At 60.0% G+C, this 20,867-nt stretch carries 22 protein-coding genes; 6 read left to right on the top strand and 16 right to left on the bottom strand.

Annotated features, from left to right (window positions below; translation table 11 throughout):
• Positions 1–138: 138 nt before the first annotated feature.
• The 6 genes from KUV46_14605 to KUV46_14580 form a co-directional block, all read right to left on the bottom strand.
• Positions 139–573, bottom strand: a complete 435-nt coding sequence (locus KUV46_14605) for an HIT family protein (GenBank protein ID QYJ00548.1) — start codon at positions 571–573, stop codon at positions 139–141.
• A complete protein-coding gene (locus tag KUV46_14600) occupies positions 570–1,145 on the bottom strand; it encodes a hypothetical protein (GenBank protein ID QYJ00547.1) in 576 nt (191 codons plus the stop codon). The genes KUV46_14605 and KUV46_14600 overlap by 4 nt, the downstream gene beginning before the upstream one ends.
• A complete protein-coding gene (locus tag KUV46_14595) occupies positions 1,142–2,305 on the bottom strand; it encodes a GNAT family N-acetyltransferase (GenBank protein ID QYJ00546.1) in 1,164 nt (387 codons plus the stop codon). Before KUV46_14595 ends, KUV46_14600 begins: the two co-directional genes overlap by 4 nt.
• 15 nt (positions 2,306–2,320) lie before the next feature.
• A complete protein-coding gene (locus tag KUV46_14590; GenBank protein ID QYJ00545.1) occupies positions 2,321–3,046 on the bottom strand; it encodes a hypothetical protein in 726 nt (241 codons plus the stop codon).
• A gap of 8 nt (positions 3,047–3,054) precedes the next feature.
• Positions 3,055–3,516 carry a RidA family protein gene (locus KUV46_14585; protein QYJ00544.1) on the bottom strand — a complete coding sequence of 154 codons (462 nt, stop codon included), beginning with the start codon at positions 3,514–3,516 and terminating at the stop codon, positions 3,055–3,057.
• A 72-nt stretch (positions 3,517–3,588) separates the two neighbouring features.
• Entirely contained in the window at positions 3,589–4,869 is a 1,281-nt protein-coding gene (locus tag KUV46_14580; protein ID QYJ00543.1) for a DNA polymerase IV, read from the bottom strand.
• Positions 4,870–4,994: 125 nt separating this feature from the next.
• On the opposite strand from KUV46_14580, the gene KUV46_14575 reads away from it, so the two are divergent.
• Positions 4,995–5,387 carry a response regulator gene (locus KUV46_14575; protein QYJ00542.1) on the top strand — a complete coding sequence of 131 codons (393 nt, stop codon included), beginning with the start codon at positions 4,995–4,997 and terminating at the stop codon, positions 5,385–5,387.
• Positions 5,384–6,754, top strand: a complete 1,371-nt coding sequence (locus KUV46_14570) for a PleD family two-component system response regulator (GenBank protein QYJ00541.1) — start codon at positions 5,384–5,386, stop codon at positions 6,752–6,754. The genes KUV46_14575 and KUV46_14570 overlap by 4 nt, the downstream gene beginning before the upstream one ends.
• 21 nt (positions 6,755–6,775) lie before the next feature.
• On the opposite strand, the gene KUV46_14565 is transcribed toward KUV46_14570, so the two are convergent.
• The 7 genes from KUV46_14565 to KUV46_14535 form a co-directional block, all read right to left on the bottom strand.
• The gene (locus tag KUV46_14565) at positions 6,776–7,240 is read right to left on the bottom strand and encodes a universal stress protein (GenBank protein ID QYJ00540.1); all 465 of its coding nucleotides are present in this window, start codon (positions 7,238–7,240) and stop codon (positions 6,776–6,778) included.
• A gap of 131 nt (positions 7,241–7,371) precedes the next feature.
• Complete coding sequence (gene rpmG / locus KUV46_14560) at positions 7,372–7,539, bottom strand: 50S ribosomal protein L33 (GenBank protein QYJ00539.1); 168 nt, start codon at positions 7,537–7,539, stop codon at positions 7,372–7,374.
• 102 nt (positions 7,540–7,641) lie between these two features.
• Complete coding sequence (locus tag KUV46_14555) at positions 7,642–8,370, bottom strand: NUDIX hydrolase (protein QYJ00538.1); 729 nt, start codon at positions 8,368–8,370, stop codon at positions 7,642–7,644.
• Positions 8,370–10,637 carry a ribonuclease R gene (gene rnr / locus KUV46_14550; GenBank protein QYJ00537.1) on the bottom strand — a complete coding sequence of 756 codons (2,268 nt, stop codon included), beginning with the start codon at positions 10,635–10,637 and terminating at the stop codon, positions 8,370–8,372. Before rnr ends, KUV46_14555 begins: the two co-directional genes overlap by 1 nt.
• 297 nt (positions 10,638–10,934) lie before the next feature.
• Positions 10,935–13,517: a type I DNA topoisomerase gene (gene topA / locus KUV46_14545; protein QYJ00536.1), complete on the bottom strand. Its 2,583-nt coding sequence runs from the start codon at positions 13,515–13,517 to the stop codon at positions 10,935–10,937.
• 70 nt (positions 13,518–13,587) lie between these two features.
• Positions 13,588–14,706, bottom strand: coding sequence for an LPS export ABC transporter permease LptG (lptG, locus tag KUV46_14540; protein ID QYJ00535.1), 1,119 nt, complete (start codon positions 14,704–14,706; stop codon positions 13,588–13,590).
• Positions 14,706–15,821: an LptF/LptG family permease gene (locus KUV46_14535; protein QYJ00534.1), complete on the bottom strand. Its 1,116-nt coding sequence runs from the start codon at positions 15,819–15,821 to the stop codon at positions 14,706–14,708. The genes lptG and KUV46_14535 overlap by 1 nt, the downstream gene beginning before the upstream one ends.
• A gap of 97 nt (positions 15,822–15,918) precedes the next feature.
• On the opposite strand from KUV46_14535, the gene KUV46_14530 reads away from it, so the two are divergent.
• Both KUV46_14530 and KUV46_14525 read left to right on the top strand, forming a co-directional pair.
• The gene (locus KUV46_14530) at positions 15,919–17,385 is read left to right on the top strand and encodes a leucyl aminopeptidase (GenBank protein ID QYJ00533.1); all 1,467 of its coding nucleotides are present in this window, start codon (positions 15,919–15,921) and stop codon (positions 17,383–17,385) included.
• Positions 17,386–17,387: 2 nt separating this feature from the next.
• Positions 17,388–17,858 carry a DNA polymerase III subunit chi gene (locus tag KUV46_14525; GenBank protein QYJ00532.1) on the top strand — a complete coding sequence of 157 codons (471 nt, stop codon included), beginning with the start codon at positions 17,388–17,390 and terminating at the stop codon, positions 17,856–17,858.
• Here KUV46_14525 and KUV46_14520 read toward each other — a convergent pair.
• On the bottom strand, positions 17,855–18,043 hold the full coding sequence (locus KUV46_14520) for a hypothetical protein (GenBank protein ID QYJ00531.1): 189 nt from the start codon (positions 18,041–18,043) through the stop codon (positions 17,855–17,857). The genes KUV46_14525 and KUV46_14520 overlap by 4 nt on opposite strands.
• A 147-nt stretch (positions 18,044–18,190) precedes the next feature.
• On the opposite strand from KUV46_14520, the gene ndk reads away from it, so the two are divergent.
• Together ndk and KUV46_14510 are read left to right on the top strand one after the other, a co-directional pair.
• On the top strand, positions 18,191–18,613 hold the full coding sequence (gene ndk / locus KUV46_14515; protein ID QYJ00530.1) for a nucleoside-diphosphate kinase: 423 nt from the start codon (positions 18,191–18,193) through the stop codon (positions 18,611–18,613).
• Between the two features lie 128 nt (positions 18,614–18,741).
• Positions 18,742–19,182 carry a BLUF domain-containing protein gene (locus KUV46_14510; GenBank protein ID QYJ00529.1) on the top strand — a complete coding sequence of 147 codons (441 nt, stop codon included), beginning with the start codon at positions 18,742–18,744 and terminating at the stop codon, positions 19,180–19,182.
• On the opposite strand, the gene purN is transcribed toward KUV46_14510, so the two are convergent.
• Both purN and purM read right to left on the bottom strand, forming a co-directional pair.
• Entirely contained in the window at positions 19,160–19,753 is a 594-nt protein-coding gene (purN, locus tag KUV46_14505; GenBank protein ID QYJ00528.1) for a phosphoribosylglycinamide formyltransferase, read from the bottom strand. The genes KUV46_14510 and purN overlap by 23 nt on opposite strands.
• Positions 19,750–20,775 carry a phosphoribosylformylglycinamidine cyclo-ligase gene (gene purM / locus KUV46_14500; GenBank protein ID QYJ00527.1) on the bottom strand — a complete coding sequence of 342 codons (1,026 nt, stop codon included), beginning with the start codon at positions 20,773–20,775 and terminating at the stop codon, positions 19,750–19,752. Before purM ends, purN begins: the two co-directional genes overlap by 4 nt.
• Positions 20,776–20,867: the final 92 nt, after the last annotated feature.

Here is a 20,867-nt window from a genome sequence, read left to right as displayed (position 1 = left end):
TACGTCTCACCTTCGATCGCGCTTGCGGTCGGAGGAGCTATCCTGCGTCTGTCACGATATCGATTGTTGAGAGAGCAGGCGATGCACTCTCAGATCAGCTGCGCTCATCGAGAGTGATGCTGCTTATGGCGTGCCTTCCTAGAGATACGCCGCAATCTTCTCCGCCAGCGCTTTCAGTTCTTCGGTATTAGCAGGCTCGCCGCTGGCATGGGGGCGGCCGGTCTGGCCTTCCATGATAGGCAGGATGTGGAAGTGGAGGTGGTAGACTGTCTGGCCCGCGGGCGCTCCATTGAACTGGAGAATGCGGAGGCCATCGGGCTGAAGCGCCTTTTCGACCGCCTTTGCGACCGTCTGGACGCGCTCCATATAAGGGCCGATTTTCTTTGGCTTCAGCTCAAGGAAGTTACGCGCCTTCACGTCCTTCGGGATGACCAGCGTATGGCCTGTCGTCTGCGGGAAGATGTCCATGAAGGCGAGGGCGACGTCGTCTTCAAACACTTTCACACATGGCATCTCTCCGCGCAACATTTTGGCGAAGATGTTGTCCTGGTCGTACTTGCCGTGAAGTGTCATTCAGCGTCGTCCTCAATATCTGCCCTAGGCTTTATCAGGCGGTCTGCCATGAAGACAAGGATCACGAAGAAGACGAACAGGAAGCCCTCAGCGTTCCAGTCCATCGAGATTATCGGGTTGTAGTTGCCCGCGGAGACTTCCGGAATCCAGTCTCGTCCCGATGGAGAGGGTTTGGCCCTGAACCAGCTTTCCGGGAGTACCGCGCTGAGTAATAGGATCACCCCGTAGAAGAGGTACATCAGCACGAACAGGGCGATGCCTAGCTCGTGAAGGATCATGTACCAGAGCGCGGCCACTCCGTAGCGCCGAGGTTTTTGATAGGCGCCGAACTCAGCTTCGAGCGCGTCTGGGCCTGTTTCGGCAGCATCTATGATGAGGAGTTTTGCGGCGTCATAGTCTGACGAGGGCACAGCAACGCTGACGCCCTGCAGGCCGGGAATGAGCAGCCAGTCATTTGATGCGTGATAGTAGTTCTCGACCGAGGCGTGGATGCCGCCTGCTTCGAGTAGGCCTTTGCAGACCAGAGCTTCAGGCAGGCTGGCACAGCGCCGGATCGTGACGAGAGAACTCATCCGTCTTTCTTAAACGGCGTTCTCTCACGTAGAAAGTCGGCTTCCCTTTCAACCATCTGGCGTTCGCGGCCGAGATACTCCCCGACGGCGTCAGCGAGGCCCTCATGGGCGATCCAGTGGGCGGAGTAGGTCGTTTCCGGCACGTAACCGCGCGCGAGCTTGTGGCCGCCCTGAGCGCCTGCCTCGACTGTCCTCAGGCCGCGCGCAATGGCGAAATCGATGGCCTGATAGTAGCAGGTCTCGAAATGCAGCATGGGCCGTGCAGAGACAGTGCCCCAATAGCGTCCGAGCAGCCGGTCTCCGCCAATCATGTTCAGCGCGCCTGCGATCGGCTCATCATTCTCTTCGGCAAAGATCAGCAGGATATCGTCGGCAAGTCGCTCGCCCAGCAGCGAGAATGTTTCCCTGTTGAGATAGGGCGAGCCCCATTTGCGCGCGCCGGTGTCCATGTAGAACTCATAGAAGACGTCCCAATGGTCTTCGGTGATGTCGCTGCCGGTGATGTGATGGAAGGTCAGCCCCTCCTGCGCGCGCCGCCGCTCCTTGCGGAGGTTCTTGCGTTTCGCAGATGAGAGCGCGTTCAGGAAATCGTCGAAACTTTCATAGCCATCATTCTTCCAATGGAATTGCTGGTCGGTGCGGATGAGCAGACCTGCTGTGTCGAGGCGGAGCGCCTCTTCGCCTGTCAGGAAGTTGATGTGCAATGACGAGATATTGTTGTCGGCGGCGATCTTTACAGCCGCGCCAAGTAGGGCTTCACCGATGCGCGCAGCATCCGGCCCGGGACGCACGAGGCGGCGTCGTCCAGTGACGGGCGTGAATGGAACGGCGGAAAGGAGTTTCGGATAGTAGCGTCCACCTGCGCGCTCATAGGCGTCGGCCCAGCTATGATCGAAGACGAACTCACCTTGCGAATGGGACTTCAGATAAAGCGGCATCGCCCCGCACAGGCCGCGCCCCGCCTGTTCGATGATGATATGATGGGGCGCCCACCCGGTTTCGGGGGAGGCTGCGCCGCTTTCTTCCATCGCTTGCAGGAATTGCCAGCTCAGAAAGGGGTCATAGGACTCGCTAGGCGGGTTGGCGACCGCGTTCCATTCCTCGGCGCTGACCTCGTTGAGGCTGTTGATCAGGCGAATTTCCAGGCGCGGTTCATCCATGGAGCGGAATCTAGCTCACGCCTCCGGCCTGACAAAGGCGGGATCGAAGCCTTCAAAGATCTGCGCGATGGGCAGCGATTTCAGCTCTTGTGCGCGTTCGGCTGTGTCGACTGTCCAGACGACCAAGGGCAGGCCGTAGTCGGTCGCCGTCGTCTGGGCCTCGCGTGCGTCTGACCAGTGGGCGGCGATGTAGTCAGGCATGAGGGCGGCAGATGTGCTGACGAGCGCCTGAAGCGTGATGTCCTGCGACATGCGGCTCGGCAGGATAAGGGCGCCCTTCATGATGCTGGGCGGGATTGCAGAGACAGCGCGGCGGCTGAAACTCATGAGGGCGGCGGGGCCGTCAAATGCCTCGACACGTTCTGCGACGAGCGCCGCAAATCCTTCAGCGTCAGTTTCGCCATCAATCTTCATCTCGATGAGGAGCGGGGTGTCCGCGGTCCAGGCATCGAGAACCTGATCCAGCGTCGCGAATGTGCCATTGCCCTTCAGGGTTAGCTTGGTGAGCTCTTCAGCTGAATGGTTTGCGACAAGCCCTTCAGCCTCGGTCATCCGCTTCAGTATTGAGTCGTGGAAAACGACGGGCGTGCCGCAGGCCGCCGGGCGAACATCTATCTCACAGCCTATTCCACCGCCCCCTGCAGCCAGGATCGCCTCAAGGCTGTTCTCTGGATACGTGTCTGCGGACCAAAGTCCGCGATGGGCATAGTTGTAGTCGAGCAGATTGAATCGTTCGGCCAAATCGGTCCTCAGTTTGTAATTTCAAAAATCCCGTCGATTTCCACGGCAACGCCGAGGGGCAGGGTCGGACAAGCCACTGCAGAACGCGCATGGCGCCCCGCGTCACCAAACACATCGACCATGAGGTCAGAGCAACCATTGATAACCTGCGGGATGTCCGTGAAGAGCGGGTGCGAGTTTACGAAGCCGCCAAGCTTCACCACGCGGGAAACCTTCGACAAATCGCCCAGCGCAGCCTTGCATTGCGCCAGCAGGTTGATGCCGCAGCGGCGTGCGGCTTCCTGACCGGCGGGCAGGTCCATGGTTTCTCCAAGACGGCCGGTTACAAGGCCATCCGGGGTGGAGCTAACCTGACCAGAGACAAAGAGATGCTGGCCGGAGATGACGAAGGGCACATAGTTGGCGACCGCCTTCATGGGCTCTGGTAGCGTGATGCCGAGATTGATCAGGCGGGCTTCAGGTGTGCTCATGGATGGGCGACTCCGGTAGTTGATACGCGTGACCCTCTTAGACATATGCCTTGGCACCGGGCAAGGCGAGGTTCAGTCGGGCGTGTTTTTTCGTCGCTCCAGCCGCATGGCGCGTCCTGTCTGCACGGCCTGATCCCCGAATTTGCCGCGCGCCTTGTCCATCGCGCGCTCTGCAGCGGCGCGTTTGGCGACGCCCGGGTCGACCAGATCAACCTGGTCGTGGCCCGCAGGATGCAGATCAGAAATGCCGATGCCGATCAGCCGGTAGGCCGTCGTTCCCGCAGTCTCTCGCTGCAGCAGCGGGCGGGAGACCCGGAACAGCGTCTGCGCAAGCTGCGTCGGCTCCGACAGTGTCACGCTGCGCGTCAGGCTGCGGAATGTCTTGGTCTTGAGTTTCAGTGTCACGACATAGCCTGCCACGCCGTGAGCCTTGGCGCGGGTCGCTGTTTCCTCGCAGACCGACCACAGGCGGTCGTCGAGGATCTGCGGGTCAGAGATATCGCTATTGAAGGTGCGTTCTGAGGAGACAGATTTCCTCTCGCGGTCAGGGGTAACCCGTCGATGGTCTATGCCGTGGGCCCGGTCCCAAAGGTGCTGGCCGCTTTCGCCATATTTGCGCATCATGTCGGCGCGGTCTTTGCGCTGAACGTCGCTGATCAGGTTCAGGCCGTCTTTCGACAGACGTGACGCAAAAGCCGGTCCGACCCCGTGAATGGCGCTCACTGGCATGGGGCCGAGAACGCCTTTGGCGTCAGAGCGGGAGAAGGCTGCGAAACCGCGCGGCTTGTCCATCTCGCTCGCCATCTTTGCGAGAAAGCGATTCTCCGACAGGCCGATCGAGATAGTGATCTTCAGGTCCCGTTCGATATCGCGGGCAAACGTAGCGAGCAGGGCGGCCGGCAAATGCGAGTGAAGCCGCTTGGTGCCTGACAGGTCGATATAGCCTTCATCAATGCTCACCATCTGTACCATGGGGCTTAGGGCTTCGAGCTTCTGCCTGATCTCACGCGAGACGGCAGAATATTTACGGAAGTCAGGGCGAACGACGACGGCATTCGGGCAGGCCTTGAGCGCCTTGAACATTGGCATTGCCGAGCGGACACCGTCGAGGCGGGCAATATAGCAGCAGGTCGCGACGACGCCGCGCTGCCCGCCGCCGACAATGACGGGGCGATTCCTTATCTCCGGATTATCCCTTTTTTCTATAGCGGCGTAGAAAGCGTCGCAGTCGATATGCGCGACGCAAAGCTCATCCAACCGGTCATGGAAAATGATCCGGTCGCTGCTACAGGACGGACACTTCACGATTTTTTCGGAATGGACTGCTGAACAGTCACGGCAAAGCGACGCCATGGATGTTCTTCTCATGTTCTTGTTCGTCAGGCAAGTTCACACGACGAATTAAAACATAGATTAAGACTCTTATGGGTAGGTATGCCCTTGAGGAATTATTCAGTTTTGGGGGACTAGACGGGGACATGATGAGCGGCGCACGCAAAAAAGTACTCGTTGTTGAAGACAACGAACTGAACATGCGCCTGTTCTGTGACCTGCTTGATGCCTTTGGGTATGACACGCTGCAATGCCGCGACGGCGCGCGCGCGGTCGAGCTGGCCCGTGAGCACAAACCCGCCCTGATCGTCATGGATATCCAGCTGCCAGACGTTTCTGGCCTCGATATCACCCGCTGGATCAAGGATGACGAGACAATCGCCTCCATTCCGGTGCTCGCAGTCACGGCCTTCGCCATGCGTGCTGATGAGAAGCTGGTGCGGGAGGCAGGCTGTGAGGCCTACCTCTCCAAGCCAATCCAGATGCGTTCATTCCGTTCCACAGTTGATAGTCTGATTTCAGACAGGCAGGCGGCATGAGCGCACGTATCCTTGTCGTAGACGATATACTCGCGAACCGGCGCCTGATGCAGGCAAAGCTGGAAGCAAAGTATTATTCGGTGCTGTTGGCGGAGAATGGGCCGCAGGCGCTCGAGGTGGCCCATAGTTCTGCGCCGGAGATCATCCTGCTGGATGTCATGATGCCGGGCATGGATGGCTATGAGGTTTGCCGTCAGCTGAAGGCATCAGCGGAAACGGCGCACATACCAGTCGTAATGCTTACGGCGCTGAGCGAGACCGCTGACCGCGTGCGCGGGCTGGACGCCGGGGCTGACGACTTCCTGACCAAGCCGGTGGATGATTTTGCCCTCATGTCGCGGCTTAATGCGTTGCTGCGCTATAATGCGGTGACGACAGAGCTTCGCCACCGTGAGGCGAGCGGCGTCAAGATTGGCGCGTTCAGCGAAGACGAGACATCGACCCTGAACCGGCACGTCAACATTCTGGTGGTCGATACGAACCCCTACAATGTGAAACGCATGCGGGAGCCGCTCGAGAAGGCTGGCCACCGCGTCTTTACGCTGGAAGAAGCCGAAAGCCTGAAGCAGTCACAGAACGAGAAGCTCGACATCGTGCTGCTTGGTCTCAGCAATCAGGCCTATGATCCGCTTCGCCTTTGCGCACACCTGCGAACGAATGATGCGACCCGCGCGCTTTCGATCATCGTCAATGTCGACGAGCGCGATCTGGATCTGGCGGGCAGGGCGCTGGAGCTTGGCGCAAGCGACGTCATTCAGCAGCCACTCGCTGTGGAAGAGCTGCTCGCGCGCATCCGGACGCAGACGCGCCGGTCGCGTTATGTCGAGATCCTGCGCAACCGTGTTGACCGGGGTCTGGAACTTTCGGTCATCGACCAGCTGACCGGTCTCTATAATCGTCGCTATATGAACAATCAGCTGAGCCTCTGGATGAAGCGGTCTTCCATGGGCGGTACGCCGCTATCGGTCGTGTCGGTTGATATCGACCACTTCAAGAAAGTGAATGACGTCTTCGGGCATGAAGCGGGTGACCGCGTGCTGAAGGAGTTTGCCGAGCGTATCATGGCGAACGTCCGGCCGAAGGATATTGTCTGCCGTCCGGGCGGAGAGGAATTCCTCGTCATAATGCCGGAGACGGGCGGTGATCTCGCCTGTTCAGCTGCAGAACGTATCCGCCGTGCAATTGCAGCCGAAACATTTGATGGTGGTACGCGCAGCTCGAGTGCACTCGAGGTGACTGTGAGTGCCGGCGTCGCGACGTTCCAAGGCGACGAAGATACGATTGCGGACATGCTTCGCCGCGCCGATGACGCACTCTACAAGGCGAAATCGGCAGGCCGAAACCAGGTCAAGAGCCTCGCAGCCTAAGCTGCGGCGCCAGAAGCGCTGTTAAGCGCCAAGGCGCTTCGTATAGGCCTCTGTCACCACAAAAACTGCGCAAGGGGCTTCACGAAGCATGTCAGAGCTCTCTGAGCCCAAGAGCAGGCGCTTCCACCATGTCTTCTGATGCGATCCGATAACGATCAAGTCGGCATCGATCTTCTTCGCATAGCTTGCGGCATCACGTGATGGATCGCCGTCGAGGACAGCGACGGTTGCGTTCGGAGAGTGTGTGGCGGTAAGGGCTTCCATCGCCTCCTGACGTCTGTCTGCGTCGGCCTGATGGGCTTTCGCATCAGCTTCGATCGCACCCGCCGCATAGGGGGACTCAAAGGTCGTGATGAACGGGTTTGAGTCGATGGCATGTAGCTCGCCAGACGAGGCCGTCAGCGACGCAGCGGTTTTCATGATCATCGGTGCGAGATCGTCATCGATGTCGATGACGGCGACAACCTTGTTGAATTCGAGAGCCATAGGACACCTCCTGTCTTTAGTTAGATAACAACTGAGACGGGCAGAGGGTCCATAAGCGCAATTACGTAGCGCAAAAAAGAAAAAGCCGGACGCTTGGCCCGGCTCGTTCAGAATTCGCTTTCAGGAAGATCCTACTTGATCTTGCCTTCCTTGAATTCGACGTGCTTCTTCGCAACTGGATCGTACTTCCGCATCACCATTTTCTCGGTGATGTTGCGCGGGTTCTTTTTCGTGACGTAGAAAAAACCCGTCCCGGCAGTCGAGTTCAGGCGAATCTTGATGGTTGTCGGCTTTGCCATGACGGTTGCTCTCGCGAGTGTTCTGAGAAATCGAAGGGCGCTTAATGGAGGGGTGGCCGTGTAAAGTCAAGCGCCTGTCCGCAGGCTATGCCACCCATTCCGTCAGATACGATCCTGTGAGTGGCCACCGGCTGTCCAGCGAAGGAATGGCGGGCGCAATTCGCTCACATCCTTCTGCTTCAGGCGCTCACCGATTTCACCCAGCATGAAGCGTGTGACGTTCGGCAAATCGAGCGCAAGGGCATCCGAGAGGGTCACCCATTGAAGGTCATGCAGCTCAGCACCGTCTACAGCGGGTCGCTCATCAATGAGGACATCTTCGGCCTCTGCCATGAAGAAGCGCGCATCGAAGCGTTTCGGCCGATAGGGCGGGGTGATTGCGCGCCCGATCATGGTAAAGCCCCGAAGACAGGGTGCTGCGCCTTGTTCAGCGTATTTCTGCCAGTCGCTTGCAGGCTGGCCGGGAAAGTCACTGGCGCGCCCGACGATCAGGCCGGTCTCCTCAAAGGTCTCGCGGATCGCGGTCAGGCCAAACGCGCGTGGCTTACGGCGCGTCTTGTGCGCCACTTTCTGGTGTTCGGTTTCCCGCAATTCGCTGAGCGAAGGGACACGCCCATCTGCGGTATCCACGCGGCCGCCCGGAAAGACGTATTTGTCCGGCATGAAAGTGTGCTTGCCAGAGCGCTTGCCCATAAGCAGTCGCGGCTGTGCCTGATCGCGCCGCACGAGAATGAGCGTTGCGGCGTCCTTGGGGCGGGGCGTTGGACGGTCCGTCTGGATGACGTCGCCGTCCCCTTCCTTGTCGAAGGCTGTGCCGAGTTTTCCGGCCATCAGCTCTTTCCTCCCTTGGCTCCCTTTTTACGGGAGGCTTTCTGTCGCGTCTTTTTGCGCGCTTTGGACATCTTGCCACGCGAGCGGCCCGGCGGACCAGACCTGCCCCCGCGCGAGGAGGGCGGCTTTTCTCCGGGCTTTCTGGGACGCGGAGGAGACAGCACCTTGAGCAGGAGGCCGCCTTGTAGCGGCGTCACCTCAGCAAGTTCTACCGTCACGACCTGACCCATCTCGAAGCGTTTGCCGGATCCGCGCGCGATGAGGGCCATCGCCCCTTCATCGTGCACCCAATAGTCGTCGGAGAGCTTCGAAATCGGCGAGAAGCCGTCTGCGCCCGTGCTGCCCAGTCGGATGAACAGGCCCGCAGGCGTGACTCCCGTGATTCGGCCTTCGAATTCTGCGCCGACCTTGTCTGCGAGGTAGAGGGCGAGATAACGGTCCGTGGCTTCGCGCTCTGCCGCCATGGAGCGGCGCTCGGTTGCGACGAGGTGGCTGGCAATATCCTCCAGCGAGGCCGCCATTTCCTTGGTCAGGCCATCCTCACCCATTCCGAGCGACGAGATCAGCGCCCGGTGAACGATCAGATCGCTGTAGCGGCGGATCGGCGAGGTGAAGTGAGCATACTTTGTCAGGTTGAGACCGAAGTGCCCATTATTCTCCGGCGAGTAGACGGCCTGTGCCTGAGAGCGCAGGACGATCTCGGAGATCGTGCCGGCATGCTCACCTTCGGCATGATCGTTCAGCAGCCGGTTGAAGCGGTGGGTCTGCGGACGCTCGCCGAGTGGCCATTTGATATCCAGCGTTTGAAGGAAGTCAGACAGGGCGGCGAGCTTTGAATCTGAAGGCTGATCGTGAACGCGGTAGAGCAGGGGAGAGCCTAGCTTTTCCAGCGTCTCTGCGGCCGCAACGTTGGCCTGGATCATGAATTCTTCGATCAGCTTATGCGCGTCGAAGCGTTCTTTCTCGATTATGCCGGCAACCTTGCCGTCCTCACTGATCTCAACGCGTTTCTCAGGCAGGTCGAGCGCAAGCGGCGCACGCAGGGCTCGGGCCTCTCCAAGCGCCTCATAGGCGCCCCAGAGTGGCTTCAGCACCGGCTCCAGCCACTTCTCGCCTTCGCCGCCTTTCTTTCCGTCAATCGCGGCCTGCGCTTCCTCATAGGAAAGCTTGGCATGCGAGCGCATCGTGCCGCGGATGAAGCGGTGCGAGCGTTTGGTACCTGATTTGTCGAATTTCATTTCGACCGCCATACAGGGGCGGTCCTGATTGTCGACGAGGGAACAGGCGTCAGCCGAAAGCTCAAAAGGCAGCATCGGCACGACCCGGTCCGGGAAATAGGTCGAGTTACCGCGCTTCTGTGCTTCGCGGTCGAGAGCGGTACCGGGCCTCACATAGGCCGCGACGTCAGCAATCGCGACGATGACCTTCCAGCCATCTTTGAGCTTTTCGGCATAGACCGCGTCGTCATGATCGCGCGCATCATGCGGGTCGATCGTGATCAGCGGGATGTGGGTCAGGTCCTCGCGTGGGCTGTCCAGCGGTTTGATCGTCTGGGCTTCGTTGAGGACGTCGTTTGGAAATTCGACCGGGATATCATGGCCATGGATCGCGAGCAGGGACGCTGCGCGCGGATCGTCCATGCGCCCGATGATCTCTGTCACGACGCCGAAGGCTGGACCGTTTGGTCTGCCAGGCTTCGGCATGGCTGTGACGAGGTCGCCATCCTCGGCGCCCTTGGCGTCCGTGCCGTCGATGAGGAAGGTACGCTTGTCCTTGCGGCTCGCCGGAACAACGCGGCCGCCGCGCGGCGTCTTCTCGAAGCGCCCGGTGAGCGAGGTTTCTTCGTCGCGCTGCTCAAACAGCTTCAGAAGCTTCGCGTGATACTCGCCATTCGCCTCATTGATGCGGGCAAGGCCTTTATCGCCGACACCCGGGGCAGGCCCCTTGGTGCGGCCACTATAGCCTGCATAGCGAATGGGTGGGCCGAACGCGCCATCGCGGCCGACACTGCGCCCGATCAACTCGCCATCGGAGTCGATCTCTTCGAAGACGATGACGCCTGTCGGCGGCGGGGTGTCCGTCTTGGCCCAGGCCCGTTTGCCTGTGCGCTCTAGCGTGCCGTCATTCTCAAGGCCTTTCAGGACCTGACGCAATGTCTGGCGCTCACGACCTTTAACCTTCAGCCCACGCGCAATTTCCTGCTTCGTGGTGGCTGAAGGATTGTCGGCGATGAATTGGAGAACTGTCTCTCTGTCGGGAAAACTCATGCCTCCCATATAAGGGATTCTGCGCGGTTTGCCCGTATTCATTCAGCCTGCCGGCCTGAAATCAGATGACGAAGGCGAAGATCACTCCAAGGGCGATCACCGCGGCGACGGTGGAAATAATGAGCACGTAACGCACGCCTTTGCCGGTTTCGCCCTGGCGTGCTTCTTCTTCCTGCAGTTTCGGTTCGGTCATCTTCAATATCCTGTCTGTCGGGTGCGAGCTCGCGCCCGCACCGAGAATTGAGCTAATGACCTACATCTGGTTCGACCGAAGAGATTGTAAAGCGATTCAACCGCTTACGCGTCGTCTGTCTTTGACTTCGCCGTCTTCTTCGCTGCGGGCTTTTTCTTGGCGGCAGGCTTCTTCTTCGCCGGGGCCTTTTTCTTGGCCGGCTTTTTCGCCTTCGCGTCAATCAGCTCGACGGCCTGTTCCAGCGTGACCGTATCTGGCGTCACGTCCTTTGGCAGGGTCGCGTTCGTCTTCTTGTGCTTCACATAAGGCCCGTAGCGGCCCTCATAAACGTGGATCGGTTCGTCGTCCGCCGGGTGCTTGCCAAGCTCCTTGAGCGGGGTCGCGCCGCGGCCACCGCCGCGTTTTGCTTTCTTGTCTTCGATCAGCGTCACTGCGCGGTTGAGGCCGATATCGAACAGCTCCTCAATGGTCTGCACGTTCGCGAAGGTGCGCTGGTGCTGCACATAGGGACCATAGCGGCCGAGATTGGCTCGGATCATCTCGCCATCATCAGGGTGCTCCCCCACATCGCGCGGCAGCGAAAGCAGCTTCACGCCCTGATCCAGTGTCAGTGCCTTGGCGTCCCAACCCTTCGGCACGCTGGTCCGTTTGGGCTTGTCGTCCTCACCGCCGGCCATTTCGACATAGGGGCCAAACCTGCCGGTCTTGAGGAAGACCGCCTCTCCAGTTTCCGGATGCAGGCCGAGCTCTTCGCCTTCCGGATTGATGGCGCCCTCCTGCTCGCTATCGGTAGAGAAGGGGCGGGTGAACTTGCAGTCTGGATAGCGCGAACAGCCGACGAAAGCGCCGTGGCGCCCAAGCTTTAGAGACAGTTCGCCTTCGCCGCAAAGTGGACATTCGCGCGGGTTTTCTTTCGGATTGCCGTTCTCGTCCGTCTTCGGGAAAACGTAAGGGCCGAGTGCTTCATTCAAGGCGTCCAGCACGTTTGAAACGCGAAGCTCTTTCGTCTCCGCGATCGCTGCCTGGAACTGGACCCAGAACTCACGCAGGAATGCTTTCCAGTCGAGCTTGCCGTCAGAAATGACGTCCAGCTGTTCTTCAAGCTCTGCGGTGAAGTCGTACTCGACGTAGCGCGCGAAAAAGTTTTCGAGGAAGGCGGTGACGAGACGGCCCTTGTCTTCAGGGATCAGTTGTTTCTTCTCAAGGCGCACATAATCGCGGTCTTCCAGCGTCGACAGGGTGGACGCATAGGTCGAAGGACGCCCGATGCCGAGCTCTTCCAGCCGCTTGACGAGCGAAGCTTCAGTGAAACGCGGCGGCGGCTGGGTGAAGTGCTGGTCAGATTTGGCTTCGATGAGGTCGGCGTGGTCACGCTCATTCATCTTCGGCAGGCGGCCTTCGGCATCTTCATCCTCGTCGCCATCATCGCGGCCCTCAGTGTAGAGCTTGATGAAGCCGTCAAACTGGACGACCTGGCCGGTTGCGCGAAGCTGTGCGCGGCCATCTTTCGACATGAAGTCGAGCGTGGTGCGCTCAAAGATTGCCGCTTCCATCTGTGAGGCGACAGCGCGGCGCCAGATGAGCGTGTAAAGCTTTTTCAGGTCGCCATCGCCTCGATACTCTTCCGGGCGGATGGAGAAATCGGTTGGGCGGATGGCCTCGTGGGCTTCCTGCGCATTCTTGGCCTTGGACGAATAGCGGCGCGGCTTTTCCGGCAGGTATCGGGCGCCATAGTCGCTTTCGATCTGCTTGCGCGAGGAATGGTAGGCCTCTTCGGCCATGTTGATGCCGTCGGTCCGCATATAGGTGATGCGGCCTTCCTCGTAGAGCTTCTGCGCCGCGCCCATGGTCCGCTTGGCCGTAAAGCCGAGCTTGCGGGAGGCTTCCTGCTGCAGGGTCGAGGTGATGAAGGGCGGCGGCGGGTTGCGTTTGACCGGCTTCGATTCAACCGAGCTGACCGTATAGCCGCCGACTTTCACCGCTTCGAGGGCAGCGGTCGCGCTCTTCTCATCGGGAAGTGAGAACTTCTTGAGGTTGTCGCCATCGAGGGCATGCAGGCGGGCTTTGAAGCTCGTCCCGTCCTTTGCGCGAAGATCTGCTTCGATGGACCAGTATTCCTGAGGCTGGAAAGTCTCGATCTCGAGCTCACGCTGGCAAATGATGCGCAGGGCGACGGACTGGACGCGGCCAGCAGAACGAGACCCTGGAAGCTTGCGCCAGAGAACCGGAGAGAGATTGAAGCCGACGAGGTAATCGAGCGCGCGGCGGGCAAGATAGGCGTCGACTAGCTCCTGATCGATCTCACGCGGCTGCTCCATCGCGGTGGTCACTGCATTCTTGGTGATCGCGTTAAAGACGACGCGCTCGACCGGAATGCCTTTCAGCGCCTTACGCTTTTCCAGCGCTTCCAGAAGGTGCCAGCTGATGGCTTCGCCTTCGCGATCAGGGTCAGTCGCGAGAATGAGCTTGTCGGCGGACTTGGTCGCCTCGGCGATATCGCGAATGCGGCTCGCCGATTTGGAGTCGGCCTGCCAGACCATCTCAAAGTCATTGTCAGGATCGACCGAGCCGTCCTTGGAGGGAAGGTCACGGACATGGCCGTACGAGGCGAGGACCTTGTAGTCCTTGCCAAGATACTTGTTGATCGTCTTCGCTTTCGCCGGCGACTCGACAACGACAACTTTCATATAGGGTGACCTCCAGAGCGCGGCGGAACTTGTGGGTGGTGGCGGCCAGTGTCAACCGGGCCGCCGAATCTCAGCCGTCTTCGCGGTATGCCAGTACAGCCAGGCTGGCAAAGAGCGCAAAGACCGCAGGTGCCCATGCCGCAATCAGCGGCGGCAGCGCACCCGATGCGCCAAGACTGGAGGAGAACTGCATGATGAAAAAGACACCAGCTGCAGCAAGCGAGCCAGTGGCCACCAGCCGGCTCGTCCCGCCAAGTCGCGACATACGCAGGCAGACGAGCGCGCCGATCAGCCCCATGGCGGCAAAGAAGAGCGGCATTGCCGTCAGTCCGTAGAGACGAACCTGAAAGCGTGATGAGTCGAGGCCGGCCTGGCTGGTCTGGTGGATAAAGCCCGGCAGGCGCCAGAAGCCGATCGTGTTTGGCGAAGTGAACCGGTCAAGCAAGCGGTCAGGGTCGAGATCGGTCGGAATAGCCAGCGCGTCCATCCGCTCTGGTGAGCGGCCGGGAATGTTCTCGACGAGGTTCTCGATCTGCCAGAAGCCGTCAGTGATGCGTGCGCGCTCAGCATCGATGCGGCGGATAAATTCGTAGCGATCTGTGGGGCGGCCATCTTGAAAGACGCGGCCTTCCTCGATCATCTTCACATCCTGGAAGATCTGCCCGGTCTCGTCGACGGATTGGGCGCTAATGACGATCTGCGAGTTGCCGTCACCCTGACGGAGCCAGACATCCTCACGGCTGGAATCGATGCGCACACCGCCGGTGATCAGGATTGAGTTGCGAGACTGCTCGAACTGGCTGGAGAGGCGTGCGCCGAGCGGATTGAGCACCATCATCGAGAAGAGGCCCAGCGCAACGGCCAGCACCATGACGGGGGCCAGAAACTCCCATGCCGACAGCCCGCTCGCGCGAATGACGGCGAGCTCCGAGCGGGTATTGAGCCGGTTGTAAGCGATCATGGCCGCAATAAGGACTGCGAAGGGTAGGGTCTGCTCAATCAGTCCAGGAAGCTTCATGAAGGAGAGACCGACAGCTTCCAGTGGAGAAAGCTGAACGTCTCCGCCGACCGTTCGCAGCTGCTCGACCACGTCGACGAGCATGATGGTGGCCGTGAAAACTGCCAGCACGAGGGCGAGGCCGCTAAGCAGCTGCCAGATGATGTATCTTTGGATGCGGGTGAGGAACATCAGCGGGCTGCCCCCAGGACGCGTTTGGGCACATTAAGTCGCCATTTGAAGAAAATGAGCGAGAGAACCAGGACGGTACCAATCGGCACCAGCCATTGCGCGGCGTTTGCACCAATACTGCTGCGGCTGGCCGATTGAACAACCAGCTGGACGATCACGAGCAAAAGCGCGCCGCCTGTCGCGAACGCAATGCGCCGTGAATAGCCGCGGCGGTTAAAGTCTCCGCCAAGAACCGCCATCACGGCGATGAGTGCCATCGCAATCGAGACCAGAGGCGTCGTCAGCCGCGCATTGGCTTCAGACAGGAAGGCTTCCTGATCGCGCAGTTCCTGGTAGCTGGTCGTGTCGATGTAGAGGAGCTCGTGCAGATAGCGGTCAGACGCCTTGAGGACGACGGCGGCGTTGTCATCAACAAAAGGTGTGAGGTCGAAGGTCGACTGGTCAAAGTTCAGGACCGAGAGGGCGCCATTTGCATCAATCTGATGAATCTGGCCTTCCCACATGATGATGCTTGGCACGCCGTCGACTTCGACGAAGCGGCCGCGCTGGGCGAGATAGTCCCGCGAATCAGTTTCGGTCTCGCGATTGTCGGAGATGAGCACGCCGATGAGGTCGCCGCCGCGCGACTCGCGGGCAAAGACTGTGAGGCCTTCGCCGGCGGTCGTGAACTGTCCGGGGCGAACGAGAGATGTCGCGAGATCCGTGCGTGCGTCCTGAACTGTCTCTCGCAGCAGGCGCTGCGCAGTGGGCTGGACCCAGAGATTGACGCCCAGATGGACGATGGCGGCCAGCACGGCGAGCCGCAGGATTGGCGACGCGATATCCCAGCGCGTCATGCCTGCGGCGCCTGCGACGACGACCTCATTGTCCCGGTGCAGTTTATTGAGAGACCAGATGGTCGCCACAAACAAAGCGAGCGGTGTAAGAAGCGCAATGACCTGCGGTGCGCCAAGCGCGACGATGGTGAAATAGGTCAGGGCCGACTGGCGGTTTTCGACGATGATGTCCGTCTGCGACAGCCCTTGCGCCAGGATCGCCAGGAGGGTCAGGCCGCCCACAATGATCAAGACAGAGCGAAACACTTGCCTGAAAAGATAGCTCTGAATGCGTTTCATTGCGCCTTTGAATACAGTTTTTTGTGTGCGTGGCACTGCCTAGCGAGTTGATTGGCGCGCGTCGATGCTTAGTTTTCGCGTCAAACGGAGTTTATTCATGAAAATCACATTTGCTGAACAAGCAGAAACCGAAATTGTCGCATTCGTAATCGATCAGGATGGCGGTCTACCCGGCGCGGCCAAGTCGCTCGACGAATCAAGCGGTGGCCTTCTGAGCGAAGCGCTCGGCCAGACCCGCTTCACGGGCAAGCATGGCCAGACGGCCGTCGTCGTCCTGCCGAAAGGCGCATCCGCTCGCCGCGCCGTTCTTATCGGTGGCGGCAAGCCAGAGGGCCGCGATGCCCGCGCCCAGGAAAAGATCGGCGCGCTTCTCGTCAAAAGCCAGGCTGGCAGCGGCTTCAAATCGCTCGGGCTCCACGCTGATGACGCTGAGTTCGCCGCCCGTGCCGCGATTGGCGCGAAGCTCGCTTCTTATCGCTTCGACAACTACTTCACGAAGCTGAAGGATGACGACAAGCCAAGCCTGGAGACATTCACGCTCGTAACCGGCGACGCTTCGGCGGCCGCTGACAAGTGGGCACCGCTCGAAGCTGCCGCCGAAGGCACCTTCATGGCGCGTGACCTCATGAACCTCCCGCCAAACATCCTGTACCCGGCCAGCTTCGCCGACCGCATCAAGGAACTCGAGAAGCATGGTCTCGAAGTGCAGGTGCTCGGTGAAAAGGAAATGGAAGCCCTTGGCATGGGTTCACTGCTCGGCGTCGGGCAGGGCTCTGTAAAGGAATCCAAGCTCGCCATCATGAAGTGGATGGGCGGCAAGGACGGTGACGCACCAGTGGCCCTCTGCGGCAAGGGCGTCTGCTTCGACACAGGCGGCATCTCCCTCAAGCCTGGCCCAGGTATGGAAGCGATGCGCGGCGATATGGGCGGCGCAGCAGCCGTCACCGGCGCCATGCTTTCGCTCGCCAAGCGCAAGGCTAAAGCCAACGTCGTGGGTCTGGTTGGCCTCGTGGAAAACATGCCGGATGGCAACGCGATCCGCCCGGGTGATATCCTCACCTCGGCTTCCGGGCAGACAATCGAAGTTCAGAACACGGATGCCGAAGGACGTCTCGTTCTTGCTGACGTGCTCTGGTACGCCCAGAAAGAGTTCAAGCCGAAATCCATCGTCGACCTTGCGACCCTCACGGGCGCCATCGTGATTTCGCTTGGCCACCATCATGCCGGTCTCTTCACCGATAATGATGAGATGGCAGACCAGCTGACCAAAGCCGGCCTTGCCGAGGGTGAGCGCGTCTGGCGTCTGCCGATCGGTCCGGAATATGACCGCCAGCTGAAGTCGCAATTCGCCGACATGAAGAATATTGGCGGCAAGTCTGCTGGCTCCATCACGGCGGCCCAGTTCCTGAAGCGCTTCATCAATGAAGGTCAGGCCTGGACCCACCTCGATATCGCAGGCGTTGCCTGGGTCGAGACCGAGAAGTCGCCGCTCGATCCGAGCTGGGCATCTGGCTACGGCCCGCGCCTGCTCGATCGTTGGATCGCCGACAATTACGAGGGCTAGACTTGGACACGGCCAGCAAACCTGAATGGTGGTTCTACCACCTCAAGCGGACGACGCTTGAGCAGGCGGCGGGCCCACTCCTTGAGAAATGCCTGGAGCGGGGCTGGCGCGTACTCGCCGTCAGCCCCGACATCCGTCGCCGCGGGGCGCTGGATGCAGCCCTGTGGACATATGATGACCAGAGCTTTCTGCCGCATGGCCAGGCTGAAGCGGCAGGCCTGGATCCGGCGCGCCAGCCAGTTTTGATCGCTGAGAAGCCCAACAACCTGAACGAGGCTGCCGTTGCGCTGTTGATGGACGGCGCCGACATGCCGGTGGATGCGTCCTATACGCGGTGCATGGTGATGTTCGACGATGGCGACACGCCCGTGCGCAACAAGGCGCGCAAGATGTACAAGGCGGCGTCGGATGCAGGGCTCACCACACGATACTTCCAGCAGACAGAGCAGGGCGGCTGGAAAGAGGCTGGCTAGGCCTTTGGTGGGCTGTTCGGCCTCGAAATCAGCAGGATGATGAGCGAGACGACAGTGAGGATGCCGAGTGTCCCCATGATCTCCGCCCCATATGCCGGAATGGTCCCGGTCCAGAGCCAGATCAATGCGTAGATTGCCGAAATCAGTACAGCCAGCGCGATCATCAATCTCAAAATACCGGTCATGGGCCGTAGTCCTCTTCTCAAGCGGCAATCCTGCCTGACTCTAGTGGCTGAAGCCCAGTCTGTCAGCAGGAGTTGCCCGACTGCGGCCTGCTCGCTATAGGCCGCGCGAGAGTTTCACCCAAAGCAAGACTATTGAAGGAGCCATTCATGGCTATCCAACGCACATTTTCGATCATCAAGCCGGACGCGACCGAGCGTAACCTGACCGGCGCCGTCAACGCGGTTATCGAGAAGGCTGGCCTGCGCATCATCGGCCAGCGCCGCATCCAGATGACCCGCGCGCAAGCTGAGCGCTTCTACGACGTCCACAAGGAACGCCCTTTCTTTGGTGAGCTCGTTGACTTCATGACCTCCGGTCCTGTCGTCGTTCAGGTTCTCGAAGGTGAGAACGCCGTGAAAGCGTACCGCGATGTCATGGGCGCAACCAATCCGGCAGACGCTGAAGAGGGCACGATCCGCAAGCTCTACGCAAAGTCGATCGGTGAGAACTCGGTTCACGGCTCCGACAGCGAAGAGAACGCTGCGATCGAGATCCGCCAGTTCTTCTCTGAGGCTGACATCGCAGGCTAATCGCCCGTCAGGATCAATGAATTGGGAGCCCTCTCGTCTTCGGCGGGAGGGCTCTTTTCATTTGGTAAACGCAAATTAACCATTATCGCGCAATAGTTGATTCGTCTGAGCCTGGAGGATCCGCGCGGATGAAACGTTTGATCTATCTGTCGAAAGCCCGCCCGTCGCTGCGCGATGATGCGCTGTACGACATGCTTGCCGCTGCGCGCGACCATAATCGCGAGGCATCAATCACGGGTCTGCTGATCCATCAGGACCAGCTCTGCCTGCATGTGATTGAAGGCGAAGAAGCCGCCGTTCGCGATTGCTATGCCCGCATCCGGCGGGACTGGCGACACGAAAACTGTCAGGTGATCTTCCATGACGACGTGCCGGGCCGGATGTTCACAGGCTGGCCGCTCGCTTACCGCGCTGGACGTGATCTTGAGCGCGGGCAGGTCCGGCAGCTGGCAGACATCGTCGAATGTGCCGCGCGGCTTGCAAGCAAGCCGACCGATTCCGACCGCTGGGCTATGGATGTCTACCTTCGGGCATTGATCGACAGCTTCAGCGCGCTGACGGTGCAGTAATCATCCTGCATGCATCGGCGAGCGCGCGCGGGTAAAGCTCATGCTCGGCAATCAGGACGCGTGCGGCCAGGCTATCCGGCGTATCGCCAGCCTTCACCGGCACGCGGGACTGTCCGATGATCGCGCCCTCATCGACACCTTCACTGACCCAATGCACCGTGCAGCCTGCTTCGCTGTCGCCTGCCTCGATCGCGCGGGCGTGGGTATCAAGCCCCGGATAGGCGGGGAGCAGCGAGGGGTGGATATTCACCATCCGGCTTTCCCATTTGCCGACAAACCAGGGCGTCAGCACGCGCATGAACCCGGCGAGCGCGATGATGTCGATCTCGTGCTGCGTCAGCGTCTCGTGAAGCGCTTCCTCGAAGGCGCGGCGGTCCTTGTATTGCTCGTGCGGAATGAGCACCGCTTCGACGCCGAAACGCCTTGCTGTCTCCAGCCCCGGCGCACCTTCCTTGTTCGCGATCACCAGTCTTGGCTTTGCCGGGTACGCCTCATCAATTGAGGCGTTGAGCAGGCTCTCCATATTGGAGCCGCGGCCTGAAATCAGGATGCCGAGATTGAGCCGGGTCATGCGGGGACGATATCACCAATGACAACCGGGTTCTCGCCAACGGCCTGCAGGTCTGCGATCGCACGCTCTGCCTGATCAGGCGAGACGGCGAAGACGAGACCAATACCCATATTGAAGGTGCGGTGCATCTCGTCCTCGGCGACATTGCCTTCTTCCTGCAGCCAGCGGAAAATATCCGGCAGCGGCCAGGCAGCCCGGTCGAAACGCGGGGTCAGGTCATCTGGCAGCATGCGAGGCACGTTCTCGGTCAGGCCGCCGCCCGTGATGTGGGCCAGCCCCTTGATTCGTTCATTTCGGATCAGCGGCAGCGCGGCGTGCGAATAAAGACGCGTTGGCGTGAGCAGGGCCTCGCCAAGCGGCTTGTCGCTGAACGGTGCCGTTGCATCCCACTTCAGGCCTGTCCGCTCCACGATCCGGCGGATGAGCGAGTAGCCATTGGAGTGCGGGCCAGACGACGCAATTCCGATCAGGATGTCACCGGCTTTCATTTCGGCAAAGCGAGGCAGGACATTCTCACGCTCAACAGCGCCGACGACAAACCCCGCAAGGTCATAGTGGCCCGGCGGATACATGCCCGGCATCTCGGCAGTTTCACCGCCAACAAGTGCGCACCCGGCCAGTCTGCAGCCTTCAGCGATTCCCGAAATCACGGCCTCGGCAATGCCGGCATCGAGCTTGCCGCAGGCGAAATAGTCGAGGAAGAAAAGTGGTTCTGCCCCCTGCGCCAGCACGTCGTTCGCGCACATGGCAACGAGGTCGATCCCGACCGTGTTGTGGATGCCGGTTTCGAAGGCCAGCATGAGCTTTGTGCCCACGCCATCCGTTCCTGAAACCAGGATCGGATCCTTCCAGTTCTCCTTCTTCAGGTCGAACAGCGCGCCGAAGCCACCGAGGCCGCCCATGACGCCTGCACGACGTGTTGCCTTGGCCAAAGGAGAGATCGCATCGACGAGGCGTTCGCCTGCCTCAATGTCGACACCAGCGTCCTTATAGGAGAGAGAGGGTTTGTCTTTTGAAGTCATGGGCAAGCGCGTTACCATGTGGATGAATGTTCGGCCAGCCGACATGGCGGTTCCATCGTGCCAGCGGCCTTGCTAAGGACATTTCCAACCGG

It is taken from the genome of Thalassovita mediterranea (genome assembly GCA_019448215.1).
In the GTDB taxonomy this organism is placed as follows: Bacteria; Pseudomonadota; Alphaproteobacteria; order Caulobacterales; family Hyphomonadaceae; genus Henriciella.
This window is presented reverse-complemented; position numbering and strand designations above follow the sequence as displayed.

Excerpts from the sequence above, each read along its gene's own strand:
- KUV46_14595 (QYJ00546.1), bottom strand. The coding sequence starts at position 2,305 with ATGGATGAACCGCGCCTGGAAATTCGCCTGATCAACAGCCTCAACGAG.
- KUV46_14555 (QYJ00538.1), bottom strand. The coding sequence starts at position 8,370 with ATGGCCGGAAAACTCGGCACAGCCTTCGACAAGGAAGGGGACGGCGAC.
- KUV46_14580 (QYJ00543.1), bottom strand. The coding sequence starts at position 4,869 with ATGGCGTCGCTTTGCCGTGACTGTTCAGCAGTCCATTCCGAAAAAATC.
- KUV46_14520 (QYJ00531.1), bottom strand. The coding sequence starts at position 18,043 with ATGACCGGTATTTTGAGATTGATGATCGCGCTGGCTGTACTGATTTCG.
- purM (QYJ00527.1), bottom strand. The coding sequence starts at position 20,775 with ATGACTTCAAAAGACAAACCCTCTCTCTCCTATAAGGACGCTGGTGTC.
- lptG (QYJ00535.1), bottom strand. The coding sequence starts at position 14,706 with ATGTTCCTCACCCGCATCCAAAGATACATCATCTGGCAGCTGCTTAGC.
- KUV46_14605 (QYJ00548.1), bottom strand. The coding sequence starts at position 573 with ATGACACTTCACGGCAAGTACGACCAGGACAACATCTTCGCCAAAATG.
- KUV46_14585 (QYJ00544.1), bottom strand. The coding sequence starts at position 3,516 with ATGAGCACACCTGAAGCCCGCCTGATCAATCTCGGCATCACGCTACCA.
- KUV46_14570 (QYJ00541.1), top strand. The coding sequence starts at position 5,384 with ATGAGCGCACGTATCCTTGTCGTAGACGATATACTCGCGAACCGGCGC.
- rnr (QYJ00537.1), bottom strand. The coding sequence starts at position 10,637 with ATGAGTTTTCCCGACAGAGAGACAGTTCTCCAATTCATCGCCGACAAT.
- KUV46_14535 (QYJ00534.1), bottom strand. The coding sequence starts at position 15,821 with ATGAAACGCATTCAGAGCTATCTTTTCAGGCAAGTGTTTCGCTCTGTC.
- KUV46_14575 (QYJ00542.1), top strand. The coding sequence starts at position 4,995 with ATGATGAGCGGCGCACGCAAAAAAGTACTCGTTGTTGAAGACAACGAA.
- rpmG (QYJ00539.1), bottom strand. The coding sequence starts at position 7,539 with ATGGCAAAGCCGACAACCATCAAGATTCGCCTGAACTCGACTGCCGGG.
- KUV46_14530 (QYJ00533.1), top strand. The coding sequence starts at position 15,919 with ATGAAAATCACATTTGCTGAACAAGCAGAAACCGAAATTGTCGCATTC.
- KUV46_14510 (QYJ00529.1), top strand. The coding sequence starts at position 18,742 with ATGAAACGTTTGATCTATCTGTCGAAAGCCCGCCCGTCGCTGCGCGAT.
- purN (QYJ00528.1), bottom strand. The coding sequence starts at position 19,753 with ATGACCCGGCTCAATCTCGGCATCCTGATTTCAGGCCGCGGCTCCAAT.
- KUV46_14565 (QYJ00540.1), bottom strand. The coding sequence starts at position 7,240 with ATGGCTCTCGAATTCAACAAGGTTGTCGCCGTCATCGACATCGATGAC.
- KUV46_14600 (QYJ00547.1), bottom strand. The coding sequence starts at position 1,145 with ATGAGTTCTCTCGTCACGATCCGGCGCTGTGCCAGCCTGCCTGAAGCT.
- ndk (QYJ00530.1), top strand. The coding sequence starts at position 18,191 with ATGGCTATCCAACGCACATTTTCGATCATCAAGCCGGACGCGACCGAG.
- topA (QYJ00536.1), bottom strand. The coding sequence starts at position 13,517 with ATGAAAGTTGTCGTTGTCGAGTCGCCGGCGAAAGCGAAGACGATCAAC.